An 18,110-nucleotide genomic window follows, 5' to 3' on the forward strand; every position below is an offset into this window, starting at 1 on the left:
TCGACCCCTAGCATCTCTAGCATGGCATTCAATTTGTGACCCTGCCAAGCGGGTGAAACTCTACGGTTGAGTACCAGATGCTACTGTGGAGTGAGAGCCTTTTGAGGTCTGCTACCCTCGATCGAGGCTCAAGAATAGACTTTCTCAAGAGTTATGAGCGATCTACCAGCCCTTTGCTTGCTCGATCATCCCATTTTACGCCAAGTGGCTCGCCCGGTTGAGGTTGTGGGCGATCGCAGTCTGCAAACTACGATTGAGCAATTAACGCTGACGATGCAAGCTGCTAATGGAGTAGGGATAGCCGCCCCCCAAATCGGTTTATCCTATCAGTTATTGATCGTGGCGTCGCGCCCCAATCCTCGCTATCCCCACGCGCCGGAAATGTCCCCAACCCCCATGATTAACCCGCGCCTGATTGCGACCTCCTCAGAAGTCGAAAAAGGTTGGGAGGGGTGCTTGAGCATTCCCAAAATTCGAGGTCTAGTCCCGCGCTACTCAGAAGTGGAAGTGGAATATACTACCCCCACCGGGCAGATTCAACAGCAAATCTTAACAGGATTTGTCGCGCGTATTTTTCAACATGAGTTCGATCATCTCAATGGATTGCTCTTTATCGACCGAGTGGAGAATTCTCAAGAGTTGCTCTCAGAACAAGATTATCAATTGCTCCTCCAGTCGCAATCTTAAATTTTCCTAAAAAATCCCTGATTGTTGCTTAAATGGCGATCGCAATCTAGAGGTAGGGTTATCTCACCTGCAAGCGAACTTTGGGGCTATGCCAAAATAGCACTAGCAAATTACCAATCGATAAGAGGTTTTGGGAATGGCAATTAACCTAAGTAAAGGTCAAAGAATTAGCTTAACTAAAGAAGCTCCTGGCATGACAAAAGCTGGCGTAGGTCTAGGCTGGGATGCAAATAAGACCGATACTGGTCAAGAATATGACCTAGATGCTTCCGTGTTTATGTTAGGCGCAAATGGGAAGATCCCTAGCGAGCAATTCTTTGTATTTTACAATAATAAACAGTCTCCAGAAGGCGGTGTCGTTTATCTAGGGGATAATCGCACGGGAGCGGGTGAAGGCGACGACGAAACAGTTAATCTAGACTTAGAAAAAATTGACCCTTCCGTTCAAGAAATTGTGTTTGTTGTCACTGTCCACGAAGCAGAACAGCGGAAGCAAAATTTTGGTCAAGTCAGAAATTCATTTATCCGCATTTATGATTTAGAAACCAATACAGAAGTCACCAAGTACGAGCTAGATGAAGACTTTTCTAGAGAGACGGCGATTGAATTTGGTCGTCTTTATCGTAAAGATGGGGAATGGAGATTCCAAGCCGTAGGACAAGGTTACAATGGCGGCTTGCAAGGCTTTGTTACCCAATTTAGCTAGAAGCTAAAGTCGATTAAGCGTGAAAGCCAATCTATCCAAGTAACGCTAGCGAATCAGTTGCTCAACCAGAGGTCTAATCATGGCAATTAACTTAAGCAAAGGTGAAAGAATTAGCTTAACCAAAGAAGCCCCCGGTATGAAGAAAGCCGGAGTAGGCTTAGGTTGGGGTGCTAATAAAACCGATACAGGTCAAGAATATGACTTGGATGCTTCTGTGTTTATGTTAGGGACAAATGGCAAAATTCCCACAGAAAAGTTTTTTGTATTTTATAACAATAAACAATCTCCCGATGGTGCAGTTGTTCATCAAGGCGATAATCGCACGGGAGCGGGTGAAGGGGACGACGAAACGATTAATCTCGCTTTAGATAAAATTGACCCTTCCGTCCAAGAACTTGTGTTTGTGGTGACGATTCATGAAGCCGGCCAACGCAATCAAAATTTTGGTCAAGTCAAAAATTCGTTTATTCGTATTTATGATTTAGAAACCAATACAGAAGTCACCAAATACGAGCTAGATGAAGACTTCTCCAGAGAGACCGCCATTGAATTTGGTCGCCTGTATCGTAAAGAAGGCGAATGGAGATTTCAAGCCGTTGGTCAAGGGTATAATGAAGGGTTACAAGGCTTTGTCAACCAATACGCTTAGTAACCTTGTTAGTTCATGTCCAATCGACTGACAAAACTGCTGAAAGTCCCATTCTATTGTAGGTTGGGTTAAGCCTCGCGAAACCCAACAGCAGCTAGATTTGTGTTGAGTTTGGTACCTTAACTTAACCTACTAACTTGATTGTCAGTCAAACCGGGTTGAAGTCCGAATCGATTATGACAACACATTGGGGGATGAATTTGAGTCAATTTATCCCCTTTTGAGCGAGATTTATAAGGAGTAAGAAATCATGGCAATTAACCTACAAAAAGGTCAATCTATCAATTTAAACAAAAAAGAACATGACCTTTCTCAAATCATGTTAGGTTTAGGCTGGGATGTAGCCAAATCTAAAGGAATTTTTGGAGGCTTGTTTGGCGGAAACTCCAGCGACTTTGATTTAGATGCCTATGCTATTCTTTTATCAGATAAGGGAAAACTGAGAAGCCCTAGCGAAGATGTTATTTACTACGGACATTTGAGCAATTCTGATAAAACAGTTGTTCATACCGGAGATAATCTCACGGGAGAAGGAGATGGAGACGACGAACAAATTATTGTTAAATTAGATACTCTAGCCGAACGCTATCAAAGAATTATTTTAGGGGTTAATATTTACCAAGGGCAAAGCCGGAATCAGCACTTTGGGTTAGTGGAAAATGCTTTTGTGCGGGTTGTAGATGCTGCCCGTAAAGAGGTTGCTCGCTACAGCTTGTCCAGTAATGCGGCGTATCAAGGCAAAGTGAATATGCTCATGGGAGAACTCTATAAGCAGAACGGAGAGTGGCAGTTCAGAGCTTTAGGAGAACCCTTAAGCGTTGACTTACAAGGTGCAGTCAACTCCTATCGATAGTCTCGCAAGCACTCTACTGAGGCCGCACTCTCCAATTAGCTAGCTGCTAGCCGTGTCATTCCCTTGGAAGGGATTTTCACCAACGCCCAGCATTTTTTTGCTTCGCTTGAGCTGTTTCCACAAGGCTTTAACTTGGACATAAGCTGCCTCTGGTGTGAGTTTACCATTAGTTTCCAAGTTGCTGATATAGGAGACGCGTTGAGCGAATTCTTGCAAGTTAGCATTAAATGCTAAATTTTCGGGTTTGACTGGCCCGCGATAGCGGCTACGAGGATACAGAAAGTCATTCATGGAACCATGACCCCCCTCAAGTTGAGTATATTGACAACCTTTTACGGTCTGATTGTGTTTCAGACCGGAAACCCCTCTCCTACCGAGATTGATAAATCCTGGTAACGAGAAATCAAGAAAAGTCACAAAGACCTAAGCTATCTGTCTCTATTTTATGCATTTCCCTACCCGTCGTCGCTAGAGTGCGATAACTTTACAGACTCTTTAACCCTTCCACAATCTACCCAGGATAGAATGAAGGATACTCAAAAAGTGTCTTTCTTTTGACAGAACTTTTTATAAGCATCCGGGAGTAGCGTCAGTACGTCCTGGAAGTTTACTGTTAGGGTAGGGCAAACCCGCTTCAGGCTTTATCCCTTGGCTCGATTGACTGGGATGCGTTTGTCGGGTTTTTGCTTCCTCACCCACTGCAAAAATTTTGCCATTTGGGGTTCTTGTTGCAGCTTTTCGAGCGTATTCAGCTCTTTTGCCAGGTGTTGGTTATCAAATAGGGAATGGATTTGACGGTGACAAGCCGAACAAATCTCAATAGTGGCGCTAGGTGGCTCGTTTTTCCGCTTGGTCTTTTGTCGAGGAATCAGGTGGTGAAGCGTTAGCCGTTCGAGTTGTCGTTGGCAGAGTTGGCAGTACATCTCTAGGGGTTTGGGATAGAAAAGCCCGATCCGCCTTTGCGGAATCGCCCTCACCTATTATAACAAGGGGTTTCACTGCGGTGCTTGCTGCCAAATCACCACTAGCGTGCCGCTTCCCGGATTGAGAGGGACTAAGTTGAGATAAGAGACTGAAGGCTGAGTTGGAATCGCATACACCTCACCTCCACCATAGCTTCCATACCATTCTGCCTGAAGATTGAGTTGAGGCGCGATCGCACTTTCGTACACTTCTTGAGGAGTCTTCTCTGGGATCAGATAATACGCCACAATCTCCGGTTTAGGTTGCTGAAACTCCAAAAACTGCTCTGCTTGTTCCGGTTGACCAAAAAGTTCGATAATCTCCGCTAACGTCCAAGATTCCCCAAAAAGGTTAACTTCTGTTTCCCATCCTCTCAGAAATTCTTCCAAGAAGAGATCGGGCGTTACAGGTTGGGAAGCAAGAGGAGATGGCACCTGAGTGGGTGAAGGTTGAGGCGTTGCAATGGCTGTCGGTGAAATTGTGGGTTTTGGCGTTGCAATGGGTGTCGGTGAAGTCGTGGGTTTTGGCGTTGCAATGGGTGGTCGGTGAAAATTGTGGATTTTGGCGTTGCAATGGCTGCGGGTGAAGTCGTGGGTTGTGGTGTAGCGAGGCGCGGGGGAGAAGCTAACCGAACCCGTTCAGAACGCTGAGACGCTTCTGGGGGAATAGTTTGAGGGAGAGGCAGCATTAAGATTGCCGCGTGAGCGATCGCAGATACCCCCAACATTAGAGCATAAACCCAATGGGGCGATCGCTTTGCCTAGGCGAAGAATCTTGATTGAGGCATGGATAAATTGACAGACATCCCAATTAACTTCTAAGATGAGCCAGTGGAATAAAATGATAATCATTATCATTCAGGCTCATGCTCAACTCTTTGCGGCGAATTACCCAACTAGCAGCACTTCCCGGCGGTCCTGACCATTCTCAGCTTAATTTAACCCAGGCACAAGCTGTTATACAACCATGATGATTGTTGTTGCCGGGCCGCCGGGAAGTGGTAAAACCACTTGGATTTCCGAGTTTATTGCCCAAGCCCCCCGCGAGGTTCTTTATTTAGCGCCAGGAACAGAAGGCGTCCCCCTGGATGCAGCTTATTTGAGTTGTCAGAGCGATCGCATCCAAGTGGCAATGGATCGAGACCCTCAAGACATTTCCGCCCAACTCGCCCAGGGGACACCCGTTTGTATTGAAGTCGGCGTTCATTTAGAGTTAACCCAGGAACGCTCTAACCTTCAAACGCCGATGCATCGGGTGGCCGTTGTTCCAGAAGGCTTGCAGGATACTGAATGGCACGCTTGGGCGGATCGGGTCGTTGTGGGAAATCCCCAGAGTACCCCCATTGCGAATGTTGAGATTTGGCGGGCGATGCTGACGGGTCAAGTGGTCGATCCGCCCAGTTTGGATGTGTTTTGGTATGAGTTGGTGGAAGGCGCTTACGGCGAGGTGAAACGGGCGAAGGGGATTTTTAATCAGCCGGATGGTAGCGTATTTTATTTTGATTTCCTATTCGGTCGGGGAGAGAGTGAAATTTCCCAGTTGCACGAGGCGCGGAGGTTAGCGGGAAGACCGGAATTTGTCAGCGGGATAGAAGCAATTGGCGTGGGGTTGAATACGACTGCGATCGCCCAAACTCTCCAAGAGTGCTGTTTATCCGATACTGCGATCGCTCATTATCAAGACCAACTCGCCGCAATGGAGGCTTAAACATGAAGATAGCAGTTCTTTCTTGCATTCACGGTAATTTAGCCGCGTTGGAAGCGGTTTTACACGATATCGATCGCCAAAAGGCGGAGAAAATCTTCTGCGTGGGGGATTTAGTGGGTTATGGCCCCTATCCTAATGAAGTGGTAGAAAAAGTGCGATCGCTCTCCATTCCCACCTGTGCGGGTTGTTGGGATGAAGACATCGTTGAAGGCCTCAACGCCTGCGAATGTAGCTATCCCTCCCAACTGGCAGAAAAGCGCGGGTTGATCGCCCACGAATGGACTAATCGCGAGATTACCCCAGAAAATCGGGAATTTCTCGCCCAGTTACCCCACAGCCTCCGACATGAAAATCTCGCCTTTGTTCACGGTAGTCCCCATAGCGCCCACGAATATCTACTCTCGGATGTGGATGCGTTCTTAGCCTTAGAACGGGTACTCTCTGCGGGGGCAGATGTGCTGTTTTGCGGCCATACTCACCGCCCCTATATCCGGCGTTTGCAATCTGGAAGCTTGCAGGCTGCGCTTTTACACCCCCAGGTGCAAACAGCCAGCACTTTGAATTTCACCGTGCCGCTAAAACAGATTATCAATGTAGGTTCTGTGGGGGAACCGCGCCACGGACGACCGAACGCCACTTACGCCCTTTTTGATACCGAGATGCAGCAAGCCAGCCTGCAAGAGGTGGCTTACGACTATCAGCAAACCTGCACGGCGATTGTAGAAAAAGGACTTCCGGCAATTTTCGCTTGGCGGCTGGCGCGGGGGCTAGAATTTGCGGAAATGGCGGAAGATGCCACCCATGTCTGTCAGCGTTAAGGATAAGTTTGAAGTTGACATCCTCACCGCCCTAAAAGTGCGGTGATTCCCAAACCTCACGATTTGGATTTCTGTTTCATAGCAACTGCCTCTACCCGCAAGGGGTTTTACGGTCTTATGTTTGCTCCACAGACTTTCGGCTTAAGCCCTCCCGCAAGCCCTGCGGTACTCAATTTTTTGAGTTTAACACAAAGCTCTCTTAATAAGACGGGGTTTCAGACCCAGGAGTTTTTGATGAGTCATTGGGCGATTTTAAGTGGAATTGCAGGTCATTTAGCAGCGTATGAGGCGGTTCTGGCCGATCTCAAGCGGGTGAAAGGGGGCGTTGAGGCCCTGTATATTCTGGGGGATTTGGTGGGGCCCCAGGCCGATTGTGAGGCGTTGGTGCGGCGGGTACAATCGCCCCGACGCGGAGAACCCGAACCCCAGGTATGCGTAGGATGGTGGGAAGAACAATGCTTTCGCCTGCACGCAGTTGGGGCGAGTTCGGAAACGCCGGAGTTAATCGCCCGTTATGGCCCGGAGACGGTGGAAAAGCTCTGGAACTCGGTTTCGCGGGAGACGGTGCAGTGGTTGCGATCGCTCCATTTTGGCTTTTTTGAATTAGACTGTCTGCTCATTCATGGCAGTACCCTGGGTGTTGACGACGAGTTGACGCCTGAAACGCCGCCGTTGCAAATGCTGGATCGGCTGATTCGGGGCGAGGCGAACCGCCTATTTTGCGGGCGTTCGGGTCAGGCGTTTCAGTATCAATTACAATCGGGTTCGGTGACAAGCAGCCTCACCTCTTTGGAGGGGGAATCCGCCAGTCAGGTGCAAACGCTCTCCCCCAAACAGATTATTGGGGTGGGTAGCGTGGGGAAAATACCCGGACAGGCCACATACACTCTTTATCATCCGAAGAGCGATCTCATTTCCTTTCGCACGGTGCGTTATGGCGATCGCCTAGGCTTTTCCCCAACTTCGGCGCGACAGTCTGCACCTTAATTATCTAGCACTGCGAGCCTGTTCGATGCTGACGACTTCACCTAGGGCGGTTGTTGCTCTTAAGGCGCGATCTCCTACAAAGCTATGCGCGGTGGTGGTTGGGTGCAGATCGTCCCAGAATAGATACTGGCTAGGATTATTGCTGGGCTGTACTAACAGCGGATCTCGCACATTGGTAAAGCCAAAGTCTGCGGGATTTGTAACCGCCTGGTTAATTAAGCCTTCCACATCCACTGGGATAATATTAACGGCTGGATTGCGATCCAGGGTTTCGATCAGGGTGGCTAAACCCGCATTATGAGCCGCACTCAGTTGAGTCAATCCTTGAGCGGCTTCTGGGCCTAAGCTGGTCGCTAAGGGTGTAATTCCCAAGTTGGGTAAATTAGGAACCATAATATTCCGCGCGCCAATATTGGTCAGCTTGGTAATCGCCAGAGCAATATTATTGAGAACGCCTTGAACATCGGTAGAACGGGCCCCTAAGTAATCATTAGAACCCGCCCAAACCACGTAGAGCGATCGCGGATCGGCAACATTCGCCGCGCTAATATAACCATCAATCTGCGTTTGAACGCCCGGAAGTGGAGGGAAACCCGCCGGGAGGAGTTGGGTATTCACATTAAACGTCCCCGAAGTCGCGCCCCCAAATGCTACATTGGTTTGCGGGGTCAGATTCAACCCCAAACGCGGGATTAATTGCTCAACCCAAACCGGCCCATTAGAAAAGCGCCCTTGGAAATACGGAGGACTGGGGGGAAGTTGACCGCCTGTCGGGATAAATCCGTTACCATCATCAGAAAGGCTATCGCCAAACACATAAACCTGATTGAATAGAACGCTAGGAACGCGCCCTTCAAATTGCCCAAATCGGACAAAGTGTTCTACCCCCGTCAGCAAGTCGCGTCCAACCGCCTGAGCCACATCTGGGTTACTGGCCAAGTAAAATGGAGTATCAAAAACGGCCCTAGGGTTACGACCTTCAAATTGCCCAAAAGTAACAAAGTGCTGAGAGGGAACAATTTGCGACTGGAAAAAAGCCTGAGCCACATCAGGATATTGCTGGAGATAATAGGGAGTATCTAATAGCGCGCTGGGATTGCGTCCCTCAAACTGACCGTGAATCTGAAAATGCTGATATCCGTTGGTAAAGTTTCGCGCAGTGACAGCCGAGGCGACATCTGCATAGGTACTGAGATAAAAGATTCATCAAAAAGTTCGCGATCGGTAAGCATAAGAGATATTACTGAAGCTGGATGTATCTTCTACCATACTCACACTTTTCTTCATTCAGCAAGAGACCACCAGAAGGCGATCGCACTCCGTAATCCAAACATCAGTTTCCTCAGTCAAAGCCATCTTTCTCGCGCAAAAAAAATGCTTATGGATGTTTGGCTTGCCAATCTTTAGATTGGCAGATTAGGATATGATACTTAGCACAATTTCAGTTTGTATCGATGCTCACCCTGACCGTAGAAACGCTATGTTCTGAAGCCGCAATCTTTTCAGCAGTCGAGTCTCAGCACCTAGAACCCTTACTTTATGGCGTCACAGATGGTAAAGCAGTTGGGACTTACTTAGAACACAAGTTTAAGCTTTACCTTAAGGAAAATTATGAGTTCCTAGAAGGTAATGCTGCGAGTGGCATAGATTTTCCGGGGCTATTCGTTGATATTAAAGTTACGAGCATTAAACAGCCTCAGTCTTCCTGTCCCTTTAAGTCGGCTAGGCAAAAAATTTTTGGGTTGGGTTACTCGCTGCTTATTTTTGTTTATCGAAAAATGGATAATAGTAACCAGAGAACAGCCACTTTAGAGATTTTGCACGCTATTTATGTGAGTGCTGAAAGAACAGCCGACTTTCAGATGACTCGTGGAATTCTCAATATTTTAGAAAACGAAGGCAACAAAGACGATCTCATAGCGTTTATGCTAGATCGACATCTACCCGTTGATGAAATTGAAGTCGAAAATATTGCAGAGGAAATTCTGAGAAATCCACCTCTTCAAGGATTTTTAACTATTTCTAATGCTTTACAATGGAGATTGCAATACAGTAGGGTAATTGAGAGAGCCGGACAAGAAGAAGGTATTTTTGCTGTTTATAGGTCAAGATTGTGACTCGGCTTTTGAAAGAAAAAATAGAATACGGAGATTTTCAAACTCCTATTGAATTAGCTGAAAAAATTTGCTGCAAGCTAGTTGATCTTGGCATAGAACCCGATATAATTATTGAGCCAACTTGCGGAATTGGAAACTTTATTAAAGCTGCCGCAAATACATTTCAATCCGCGAACCAAGTTATTGGTATCGATATTAATTATGATTATATTAACAAAATTAAGCAAGAGCGATTCTTTTTACAAGACACAAGAATTACAATCCATCAAGCCGACTTTTTTCAATTCAATTGGTCTTCTTTGGTTCAAGAAGCCCAAGGACATATTTTGATTATTGGTAACTTACCTTGGGTAACTAACTCAAAGCAAGGAAAAATCCAGGGTGACAACTTACCCTTAAAAACAAACTTTAAAAAGTATAGTGCTTTGGAAGCAATTACAGGAAAGAGTAATTTTGACATTTCAGAATGGATGTTAATTCAAATTATTAATCATCTTCAACAATATCAAGCATCAATAGCAGTTTTGTGTAAAACTTCTGTTGCGAGGAAATTACTCAGTTATATTCACTCTCAAAAACTTTATCTAGACTATTGTGCAAGCTATAAAATAGATGCAAAAAGATACTTCGCTGCAAATGTAGATGCTTGTTTATTATTCTGTAAAGTTAAGCCTAATTCACAAAATTATTTTTGTGATGTATTTAACAGCCTTGACGAAGGTAAATTTTATCAAATTGGCTATCACGCTTCTCTATTGGTCAAAGATATTGATAAATTTAATAGCGTCAAAGACTTGTACAATCCTAAACCCAGTAAAAAATGGCGTTCAGGCATTAAACATGATTGTTCAGATATAATGGAATTCCATAAAGTTCAAGATGGTTATATCAACGGACTAGGAGAGATTATTGACCTAGAAGAAACTTATATCTTTCCTTTAATCAAAGGATCTGATGTCGCTCAAGGTAGAATAGAAAATTCTAATCGCTATGTTTTAGTAACCCAAAGACTAATTGGTGAGCCAACAGACAAACTCAAAGACTTAGCGCCCAAAACCTGGAAATACTTAGAGCATCATGCACCCTATTTAGATAATAGGAAAAGCAAAATATATAAGACAACACCTCGCTTTTCTATATTTGGAGTTGGGGAATATACCTTTTCTCCGTGGAAAATAGCGATTTGTGGATTGTATAAAAAATTGAGCTTTAGGCTAATTGGGACAATTGAAAATAAACCCACTATTTTTGATGATACGGTTTATTTTCTTTTCTTTGACAATGAAGAAGCTGCTAATCAAGCATTTACACATCTAACCTCACCCTTAGCAACTGACTTTTATTCCTCTCTCATTTTTTGGGATGAAAAACGACCCATTAAAACTAGCATATTGAATTGTTTAAACTTATCTGCCCTGGCAAAAAGATTATCTGTCAATTGTTAAAGACTTGAATTTAGGTGTTGATACGCTTCTCAACAATCGCAAGAAAAGCGCTTACAACCCATAGGATAGTGCGCGATACGGTCTAAGGTAAAACTGAGTTATAAGTCGCCAGCAGCTAACATTTGAATGACTTTTGGCGTACCAGGGTCAAAGCCTGCGAAGTCCCAGGATAGGGGATCGTGCGGATCGACTAAGGTAATGGCAGAAGGAGCCAAAGTGACGTAAATTGCCTTAACTTCGGGATTCACTTTTTTGCGATAGGCTGCCAGCGCTTGGCTAGGATGACCATAGCCTGACCAGCTTTCATTATCTGTCCAGAAACAAATGACATCGGCTTTGAACTTATGTTTAGTTGCCCATTCATAGGCAACCGCCGCATCGGTTCCGCCAAAGTTTTGATCGCTAGCTTTCTTTAAAGCAGAGCTAAACGAATCGCTAGCTGAAATTTTGAGATTGCGAAACTCCGTTGCAAACCCGCGAATGGTGTAATGGGTTTCAGCTTTTGCTGTCACCAACGCCATCGTAGTCGCAATTTCGCAACAAGTTAACCCGATAGAGTTCACAGTTGAATAGGACATCGAACCCGACACATCAACGGCGTGTAAAAATACTTTACCCGTGGGTTCAACAGTTTCAAAGGAAAGTTCAACTGCCCTTTCTAAGATGCCAATAATCCGAGAAACGGGTTTCCAGGTTTTCTGGCTGCGTCCCAAACGTCCCTTCGACTTGTAAGTCTTGAGCGCTTTGAGGACATCAATGGGGTGAATGCGTCCTTTCCGTAGGCGTTCGGGGTTATTAAGAACCGATGCAACGCGCTCTAAATTGCGAGTATTGTCAGCTTCTAAAACGCCAATTTGGGTTAAAGATGCCAGGTTTCGCAGCATTGCGCCGATGGGCATTTGATCGAACAGTAGCTGCCATGCACCTCGATCCATTTTACCAACGGGGGCGGCCATTTCGTGGGTTAAACGCCCTTGCGCGATCGCCCTTTCGGTTTCTTCCGGGTGACGCTTCAGCCACTCAAACCACCAAATTTGCGCCATCACTTCCGAAGGAATTTCGCTCGGTAGCTCATCCCAACCCTTCACCACCCACTGAAACAGCAAGTTATGATCTTCCGTCGGTGGCTTAACGTGAAACAAGCGCAACGCATCCCGATGAGCAAAGCCTTGACGTTGCTGATACTTCAGCAATTGATACGCCAACCCCTTCACATCCTCGCGAGAGAGCCATTGTTGACCCGCCTCGCGAATCACTTTACCCATACCGCGCATTGCTTTGGTATAGCTTAACCACTCGTAAAAATGGCTGCCCGTCCGCACGACTTGGGGAAAGATTTCCATAAAGGCTCGCTTGGCTTCTGGGGTTTCCCCCATCGACAGCAACACCAAGGCGAGGATCGGCGCGCTGTTGTTGATGGCGCGTCCATCGCTAGCATAGAGGATTTCTTGGGCAACCCGATCGGGTTCTTGGGCGATCGCCTTCTTCAGAACCTTAACAAAATCCCCCGTCAACTCGCGCTTATCCGCGTAGTAAGTGCTTTGAGCCGTTCCAATCAGCAAGCAACGACGCACAGAGCGCCATAAACCGGCCTTAAACATCCATCCCCCAGAGCGACCTTGGATCATCTGGGTTTCGCGTCCGGGAATGGGCTGATTTTGAGGAGTTCCAGTTTGTTTTTGGGTATAAAAATTGTAGTTCAACGGTCATCCTCCAGCCCCTGCGGGCAAAAAGAAATGGACGGAGCGGGACTCGAACCCGCGACCTCCCGGATAATAAGCCGATAACCCTAATTCATCGGCCCGGTGGGCAAGTGGCGAATAGGGAAGGTACTCTAACCCCTGAGCTATCCGTCCGCGAGCGTAACCAAAATCAAGCGCTTGTAGTATACCAGCACCCGATCTTTCAGAACTCCCATCAGAGAGTTACGAGAATCTATTCTTGTTGTATTACATCGTAATACATCTGTCAAGTCAAAGATCGAGAACGCCCTCCCTTCCTGATTTACTGAGCATTGAGCGACCAATCATAATCGAGATAAGCAAGCTGAGGCTCGTCCGCGCTTGCCATTTCCGCCTGGAGATAACCTTGGATATACTCTGCAACTGAAGGAGAAACCCGAAGAAAATCCTTGCCATACCACTTCAAAATCTTGCTGCAATAGAGCGTATGCGTTACCGAATCGTAGCGAACCTTTTGGGGATTCTGAATAAACCGCAGCGCATCTGCTTCTAATTGCTCGAATACCGTATCGGGATAATAAGCTTGATTGCGTAATAACGGACACCCCCTAGCCGCACAAACTAGAGCAAAATGTATCCGAGGTTCCTGAAACTGCTGGCGCAAAATCTGATGTTCGATCTGATTGAGCGAATAACGACCTTGGGAGAGAATGCGGCGACTAAAAAAACGCCAAAAACTCAACCCATTGGGAATATTAAAAAAACGCGGAAAAATAGAGGGAATCGGATAGCGCTCTAAAACTTGGAAAATCACCCCAGCATTATACAAGTTAATCCAATAAGCAAGCTGTACTCCGCTCGGACAAGAGGTTGGAAGATCGAATGATTCCACCTTAAATAACCAAGACTTTAATTGTTCTAAAGACTCTTGTTGCCAAGCCGAATAATTAACACTACCAACATCATTGACATATCGCTGAAGTAACGCATCCCAAGGGGTAAAATCAAGCATTTAATCCCTCATTATCCTTAAGATTCATAAATGACTCTAGCTCAAACCGCTTTGTCTCTGGCTCTCTAACTTGCACATCCCTACCGTTAGCCTAGTTTTACAAGTTTCTAAAAAATTTATAAATAATTTTACTTTAGCTTCCCTTTCAACGTATGGTGAAAGCACTAAACTGATTTTGATAGAGAAACTGAGGTCAACTCAGTCAACCCTTTTTTAAAAGCTCAAATGGATCTCATTGATTATTCTGATTTTGAAAAAGTTCAAATTTGCGTCGGGAAAATCATTAAAGCCGAAGATTTTCCTAAAGCTCGCAAACCCGCTTACAAACTTTGGATTGACTTTGGTGATGAACTGGGCATTAAAAAATCTAGCGCTCAAATTACTCACTTCTATAATCCTGTTGACCTGATCGATCGACAAATTCTTGCCGTTGTTAATTTTCCGCCCCGACAAATTGCAGATTTCTTATCAGAAGTGCTAGTTCTTGGCGTCGTATTGCCAAGCCAGGAAGTCGCGTTAATCCAACCGGATCGCGACATTCCTTTGGGGTTGCGCGTTTTGTGATTTTAGGCTAATCAATCACCCTGACCAAGCCCCGTTTAATCCCATCAAAAACTTGATTAATTAACGATTGCTCAGTGGCATTCAGGGATTGTTTAGATAATAACGCATCCATTAACATCTGCTGGTCGGCACGAGTGAGTTTGTAGGATGAGATGATTTGGTCAACAAGGGACTCAATTGCAGAATGCGAGTTGCTGTGAATGGACATGAGCGCAAACCAAAGCGAGTTGTGCAGTGAAGTTGTCAAGTCTAGTAGGACACAAAGCGGGGATGAGAACAGTAAAGTTCGCAACCACTCTTATCGTGTGAAGAATTGTTAAAACGAGGCTTCGATTAGTGTAAAGCCTGCGGAAGGCTCAAGCATCTAACTTTTGTTAGAGCTTAAAACCGATGAGAAATTGATGGGGATCGATTTTCTCGCGCCGAGTTTCCCGCAAGCCGGATCGCCCAGAAAACGCCAGAAAGTAATACTACTACCCCTGAAGGACAGTCAAAGGCTTCCAGCAGGCTGAACCCTAATTCTTGCGAATCATCTGCATTACTCATGCCTGCTCTATTTGAAATTTATTAAAGACCCCCTACAAAAATTAACAAACATCTGCATAATTCTAATATGCTCCTTGATGCCTCAGTATACTTACTGAACTTTTGATGCAAGACTCATTACAAAAAGTTTTTCAATCCTCTATTAACGTTCGCAGTCTCGCTGGGAGCAACATCTTAGAGCGTGCAAGCCCGTCGCCAACCCGATTTAGCCATTTTGACGACTCCTTGCGGATCGCCTTACCTTTGGGCGAAGTTCTCCCCGTTTTTCTTTATTTTGTCCGGCAAAATCCGGAGCGGCTGTGGAACTGGAGTTTTTACCGTTTGGAATTTTTATGCTTTTTTGGAGTTTGAGTAATTTCATTATGATTTGGATACCGCGATTAACATCAAACTGGTTAGGTCATCCGGCAAAAAGCGTGGCTCAAGCGAGTGCAATGGGGGCTTTACCGAGCTTTACGCCCTTCACTCCAACGCCGACTGCGGTCGATCCCTTGAGTTTAGAACGGATTGTTAAACATCGGGTGGATGCTCAAACCACAGAATTATTCCAAGAAAACCAAAAACTGAAGCAAGAATTAACAACTCTGCATCGTCTGATTGCCAATGCTCCGGTTATTGTGTATGCAGTCGATCGCAAAGGACGATTTACTCATATTGAAGGCAAAGGTATCGAACACATCGGCTTATCTGAGGCTGTTGTGGGTCAATCGGCACTGGAGCTTTATCAAGATCAGCCCTATATTTTAGAAAATTTGCGTCAAGCCCTCAGCGGTAGCGAACATTCTTGGATTGCAGACTATGAGGGATGGGTATACGAACACCGCACCTCTCCCTTATTACAGCCAACGGGAGAAGTAGCGGGTTTTGTAGGGATTGCAACCGATATTACCGAGCGAGTGCGGGCAGAAGATACGCTGAAGCTCACTCAGTTTTCAGTTGAACGCTGTGCGGATGCTATTTTTTGGATTGCTCCTGATGGTAAGTTACTCTATGTCAATCGCGAAGCCTGTCGTTCCTTGGGGTATTCGCGCCAGCAACTTTTAACAAAAACGATTCACGATATTAATCCAGATTTGACAGAGGGCGCTTGGGCTTATCATTGGAATGTTTTAAGCCGTTGCGGTTCGTTGACGATTGAAGCGCACCATCGCACCCAAACTGGGCGTTTATTTCCGGTGGAGATGACGATTAACCACTTGCGGTTTAATGGTAAAGAGTACCATTGTGCCTTTGTCCGCGATGTGAGCGATCGCAAACAAGTCCTAGACGCCCTCCGCCAATCCAAAGAAAAACAAACCCGCCTAATCTCCTCGCTTCGCAAACAAACCAGCAAACTGAAAAATACCCTCCAAGAACTCCAGCAAACCCAAATTCAACTGATCCAGACTGAAAAAATGTCCTCTCTCGGTCAGTTAGTCGCCGGAGTTGCCCACGAAATTAATAACCCCGTTAACTTCATTACAGGCAATCTTCACTACGCCAACGCCTATATCGCTGATGTTCTGGCCATCGTCCACCTGTATCAACAGCACTATCCTCAGCCCGTTCCAGAAATTGTAGAACTCTCAGAAAACATTGAAATTGAATATATTCTAGAAGACTTACCCAAACTTCTAGGCTCCATGCAGTTAGGGGCGGATCGCATTCGGCAAATTGTCCTCTCTTTACGCAACTTCTCGCGCTTAGATGAGGCCCAAAAGAAGCCCGTTGATATCCATGAAGGGCTAGACAACACCCTATTGTTGCTGCAACATCGCCTCAAAGAGAAATCGGGAGCCTTGGGAATTCAGTTAGTCAAAGATTACGGCAAACTTCCCCAAATCGAGTGCTACGCCGGACAGTTGAATCAAGTCTTTATGAATTTATTGAGCAATGCTATTGACGCCCTAGAAGAAGCCGTCGAACGGGGACAATTTTCCGCCAAGCCAGGGGGCCCGCAAATCTGGATTCGCACTGAACGCTCCCACCCCGATCGCATTACCATTCGGATTGGAGATAATGGCCCTGGCATCCCCCCAGAAGTCTTGCAGCGCTTATTCGATCCCTTCTTTACCACTAAACCTGTCGGTAAAGGAACGGGGCTAGGTCTATCCATTAGCTATCAAATCGTGGTAGAACGCCATCGGGGTCAGTTACGTTGCGTTTCTGAGCCGGGACAAGGGGCAGAATTTGTGATTGAGATTCCCGTATAAGTTACAAAACGCCGAGAAGGTGTCTTGCTGCCCAAAAATACCCAAGATTTCCGGCAACATATTTTGTTAAAGTATGGCATTTCTCCCCTAGCAGCTACTACCCTAGTGATGTCAGGTTGAGGAATACTGCCGTGGATGCTGGGAAGCAACAGATTTTAGGTTATTTCATTGAGGAAGCCAAAGAGCATCTCGATACCCTGGAACAAGGTTTGTTAGATTTACAATCCACGATGAAGGACACCGAACGGGTGAACGAAATGTTCCGGGCGGCTCACTCTGTTAAAGGGGGAGCAGCCATGCTGGGGTTTAGCAGCATTCAAAAGATTGCTCACCGCCTAGAAGATGGGTTTAAGATCCTCAAGGAATATCCCATTACACCCGACCAAAAGCTAGAGTCCTTATTTATTCGGGGATTCGATCCCCTCCGCGATTTGCTGGGTCGTTTGCAAGGGCCGTTTGGCTTGCGCGATGAAGAAGCGGATCAACTGGTACAAGAGGCTGAACCCATTTTCAATCAACTTCAGGCTCACCTGAATGAGTTGTTAGGTGAAGCGGGCATTAGTGTAGAAGATGAAGATATGCCCGTATCTGGGGTTCAGAGAGTCGCGCCCCCCGATATTGTCGCTCAGGTAACAGCAGTCTTGCGACAAATGTTACAGCAGTTTCGTCAATCTCCCAACCCGGCCAATCGTCAGGAGTTGGAACAGTTGTGCGGGAGTTTGCTCAATGTTGGCGAAACCAGCCAGACTTGGCAGAATTTGATTCAAACGGCTCAAAGCGCGATCGCCAATCCTCAATTTTCCTATGTTACGCTTGCGCCATTGGTCATCAAAGAAATCCGCCAAGCCAGCGAACTCGTACAAGCCGGACGAGTTGATGAGGTGTCCCCGTCTTCCCAACTGCAACAACTAGCCGCACAATCTGAAAAACGGCGTATCGCCCTGACAGTGGAACCCAACGCCGCCGCTGAAGCCATCATCGCAGCCTTCAATCAACAGCAATTATCCCAGTTGATTGAGCGGTTACAAACAGCCGTTAAGTAAGGAAGAGGATGGGGGAAAAGAGTGCTTCTCTAAGTGCTGAGTGTAAAGTGCTGAGTGCTGAGTTAATAGTTATTAAGTCTTCTTATCTCTTCCCCCAACCCCTAACTCCTAACTCCCATTCCCCCATCTCCCCATCCCC

At 46.1% G+C, this 18,110-nt stretch carries 22 protein-coding genes and 1 tRNA gene; 14 read left to right on the forward strand and 9 right to left on the reverse strand.

Annotated elements, in window-relative coordinates:
* Positions 1 to 153: 153 nt before the first annotated feature.
* The 4 genes from def to QQ055_RS07095 all read left to right on the forward strand — a co-directional run bounded on the left by def (position 154) and on the right by QQ055_RS07095 (position 2,895).
* A complete protein-coding gene (gene def / locus QQ055_RS07080) occupies positions 154 to 687 on the forward strand; it encodes a peptide deformylase (RefSeq protein ID WP_286004433.1) in 534 nt (177 codons plus the stop codon).
* A 136-nt stretch (positions 688 to 823) separates the two neighbouring features.
* Entirely contained in the window at positions 824 to 1,393 is a 570-nt protein-coding gene (locus QQ055_RS07085; protein ID WP_286004434.1) for a TerD family protein, read from the forward strand.
* Positions 1,394 to 1,472: 79 nt separating this feature from the next.
* A complete protein-coding gene (locus QQ055_RS07090; RefSeq protein ID WP_286004435.1) occupies positions 1,473 to 2,042 on the forward strand; it encodes a TerD family protein in 570 nt (189 codons plus the stop codon).
* A gap of 250 nt (positions 2,043 to 2,292) precedes the next feature.
* The gene (locus tag QQ055_RS07095) at positions 2,293 to 2,895 is read left to right on the forward strand and encodes a TerD family protein (protein WP_286004436.1); all 603 of its coding nucleotides are present in this window, start codon (positions 2,293 to 2,295) and stop codon (positions 2,893 to 2,895) included.
* Between the two features lie 39 nt (positions 2,896 to 2,934).
* On the opposite strand, the gene QQ055_RS07100 is transcribed toward QQ055_RS07095, so the two are convergent.
* The 3 genes from QQ055_RS07100 to QQ055_RS07110 all read right to left on the reverse strand — a co-directional run bounded on the left by QQ055_RS07100 (position 2,935) and on the right by QQ055_RS07110 (position 4,292).
* Positions 2,935 to 3,186 carry a DUF7219 family protein gene (locus QQ055_RS07100; RefSeq protein WP_069965659.1) on the reverse strand — a complete coding sequence of 84 codons (252 nt, stop codon included), beginning with the start codon at positions 3,184 to 3,186 and terminating at the stop codon, positions 2,935 to 2,937.
* 350 nt (positions 3,187 to 3,536) lie between these two features.
* On the reverse strand, positions 3,537 to 3,818 hold the full coding sequence (locus QQ055_RS07105; protein ID WP_286004455.1) for an HNH endonuclease: 282 nt from the start codon (positions 3,816 to 3,818) through the stop codon (positions 3,537 to 3,539).
* A gap of 72 nt (positions 3,819 to 3,890) precedes the next feature.
* Positions 3,891 to 4,292 carry a hypothetical protein gene (locus tag QQ055_RS07110; RefSeq protein WP_286004437.1) on the reverse strand — a complete coding sequence of 134 codons (402 nt, stop codon included), beginning with the start codon at positions 4,290 to 4,292 and terminating at the stop codon, positions 3,891 to 3,893.
* On the opposite strand from QQ055_RS07110, the gene QQ055_RS07115 reads away from it, so the two are divergent.
* Positions 4,286 to 4,444, forward strand: coding sequence for a hypothetical protein (locus tag QQ055_RS07115; protein WP_286004438.1), 159 nt, complete (start codon positions 4,286 to 4,288; stop codon positions 4,442 to 4,444). The two genes, QQ055_RS07110 and QQ055_RS07115, sit on opposite strands and share 7 nt — an antisense overlap.
* A 52-nt stretch (positions 4,445 to 4,496) precedes the next feature.
* On the opposite strand, the gene QQ055_RS07120 is transcribed toward QQ055_RS07115, so the two are convergent.
* Complete coding sequence (locus QQ055_RS07120) at positions 4,497 to 4,709, reverse strand: hypothetical protein (protein ID WP_286004439.1); 213 nt, start codon at positions 4,707 to 4,709, stop codon at positions 4,497 to 4,499.
* Between the two features lie 115 nt (positions 4,710 to 4,824).
* Here QQ055_RS07120 and QQ055_RS07125 point away from each other — a divergent pair, with 115 nt between their 5' ends.
* The 3 genes from QQ055_RS07125 (at position 4,825) to QQ055_RS07135 (ending at position 7,370) form a co-directional block, all read left to right on the forward strand.
* Positions 4,825 to 5,565: a P-loop NTPase family protein gene (locus QQ055_RS07125; RefSeq protein ID WP_286004440.1), complete on the forward strand. Its 741-nt coding sequence runs from the start codon at positions 4,825 to 4,827 to the stop codon at positions 5,563 to 5,565.
* 2 nt (positions 5,566 to 5,567) lie between these two features.
* Positions 5,568 to 6,383: a metallophosphoesterase family protein gene (locus tag QQ055_RS07130; RefSeq protein WP_286004441.1), complete on the forward strand. Its 816-nt coding sequence runs from the start codon at positions 5,568 to 5,570 to the stop codon at positions 6,381 to 6,383.
* Positions 6,384 to 6,617: 234 nt separating this feature from the next.
* On the forward strand, positions 6,618 to 7,370 hold the full coding sequence (locus tag QQ055_RS07135) for a metallophosphatase (RefSeq protein ID WP_286004442.1): 753 nt from the start codon (positions 6,618 to 6,620) through the stop codon (positions 7,368 to 7,370).
* On the opposite strand, the gene QQ055_RS07140 is transcribed toward QQ055_RS07135, so the two are convergent.
* Positions 7,371 to 8,417: an SGNH/GDSL hydrolase family protein gene (locus QQ055_RS07140; RefSeq protein WP_286004443.1), complete on the reverse strand. Its 1,047-nt coding sequence runs from the start codon at positions 8,415 to 8,417 to the stop codon at positions 7,371 to 7,373.
* Positions 8,418 to 8,824: 407 nt separating this feature from the next.
* Between QQ055_RS07140 and QQ055_RS07145 the strand changes: the two genes are divergently transcribed.
* Both QQ055_RS07145 and QQ055_RS07150 read left to right on the forward strand, forming a co-directional pair.
* Positions 8,825 to 9,487 (forward strand): type II restriction-modification system restriction endonuclease, encoded by a 663-nt coding sequence (locus QQ055_RS07145; protein WP_286004444.1) that lies wholly within the window; start codon positions 8,825 to 8,827, stop codon positions 9,485 to 9,487.
* On the forward strand, positions 9,481 to 10,932 hold the full coding sequence (locus tag QQ055_RS07150) for a class I SAM-dependent methyltransferase (RefSeq protein ID WP_349775327.1): 1,452 nt from the start codon (positions 9,481 to 9,483) through the stop codon (positions 10,930 to 10,932). Before QQ055_RS07145 ends, QQ055_RS07150 begins: the two co-directional genes overlap by 7 nt.
* Positions 10,933 to 11,030: 98 nt before the next feature.
* Here the strand turns inward: QQ055_RS07150 and QQ055_RS07155 are convergent, their stop codons facing one another.
* The 3 genes from QQ055_RS07155 to QQ055_RS07165 all read right to left on the reverse strand — a co-directional run bounded on the left by QQ055_RS07155 (position 11,031) and on the right by QQ055_RS07165 (position 13,626).
* A complete protein-coding gene (locus QQ055_RS07155) occupies positions 11,031 to 12,635 on the reverse strand; it encodes a TROVE domain-containing protein (RefSeq protein WP_286004446.1) in 1,605 nt (534 codons plus the stop codon).
* A gap of 34 nt (positions 12,636 to 12,669) precedes the next feature.
* Positions 12,670 to 12,788: transfer RNA gene (locus QQ055_RS07160), tRNA-OTHER, on the reverse strand.
* Positions 12,789 to 12,936: 148 nt separating this feature from the next.
* The gene (locus QQ055_RS07165) at positions 12,937 to 13,626 is read right to left on the reverse strand and encodes a DUF547 domain-containing protein (protein WP_286004447.1); all 690 of its coding nucleotides are present in this window, start codon (positions 13,624 to 13,626) and stop codon (positions 12,937 to 12,939) included.
* A 225-nt stretch (positions 13,627 to 13,851) separates the two neighbouring features.
* Between QQ055_RS07165 and QQ055_RS07170 the strand changes: the two genes are divergently transcribed.
* Positions 13,852 to 14,190, forward strand: a complete 339-nt coding sequence (locus tag QQ055_RS07170; RefSeq protein WP_286004448.1) for a tRNA-binding protein — start codon at positions 13,852 to 13,854, stop codon at positions 14,188 to 14,190.
* Positions 14,191 to 14,571: 381 nt separating this feature from the next.
* Here QQ055_RS07170 and QQ055_RS07175 read toward each other — a convergent pair whose 3' ends face one another.
* The gene (locus QQ055_RS07175) at positions 14,572 to 14,736 is read right to left on the reverse strand and encodes a hypothetical protein (RefSeq protein WP_286004449.1); all 165 of its coding nucleotides are present in this window, start codon (positions 14,734 to 14,736) and stop codon (positions 14,572 to 14,574) included.
* Between the two features lie 181 nt (positions 14,737 to 14,917).
* On the opposite strand from QQ055_RS07175, the gene QQ055_RS07180 reads away from it, so the two are divergent.
* The 3 genes from QQ055_RS07180 (at position 14,918) to QQ055_RS07190 (ending at position 17,971) form a co-directional block, all read left to right on the forward strand.
* Complete coding sequence (locus tag QQ055_RS07180; protein WP_286004450.1) at positions 14,918 to 15,091, forward strand: hypothetical protein; 174 nt, start codon at positions 14,918 to 14,920, stop codon at positions 15,089 to 15,091.
* A gap of 7 nt (positions 15,092 to 15,098) precedes the next feature.
* Positions 15,099 to 16,928 (forward strand): PAS domain-containing sensor histidine kinase, encoded by a 1,830-nt coding sequence (locus tag QQ055_RS07185; protein WP_286004451.1) that lies wholly within the window; start codon positions 15,099 to 15,101, stop codon positions 16,926 to 16,928.
* 131 nt (positions 16,929 to 17,059) lie between these two features.
* On the forward strand, positions 17,060 to 17,971 hold the full coding sequence (locus QQ055_RS07190) for an Hpt domain-containing protein (RefSeq protein WP_286004452.1): 912 nt from the start codon (positions 17,060 to 17,062) through the stop codon (positions 17,969 to 17,971).
* Positions 17,972 to 18,110: the final 139 nt, after the last annotated feature.

This window comes from Geitlerinema calcuttense NRMC-F 0142 (assembly GCF_030285425.1).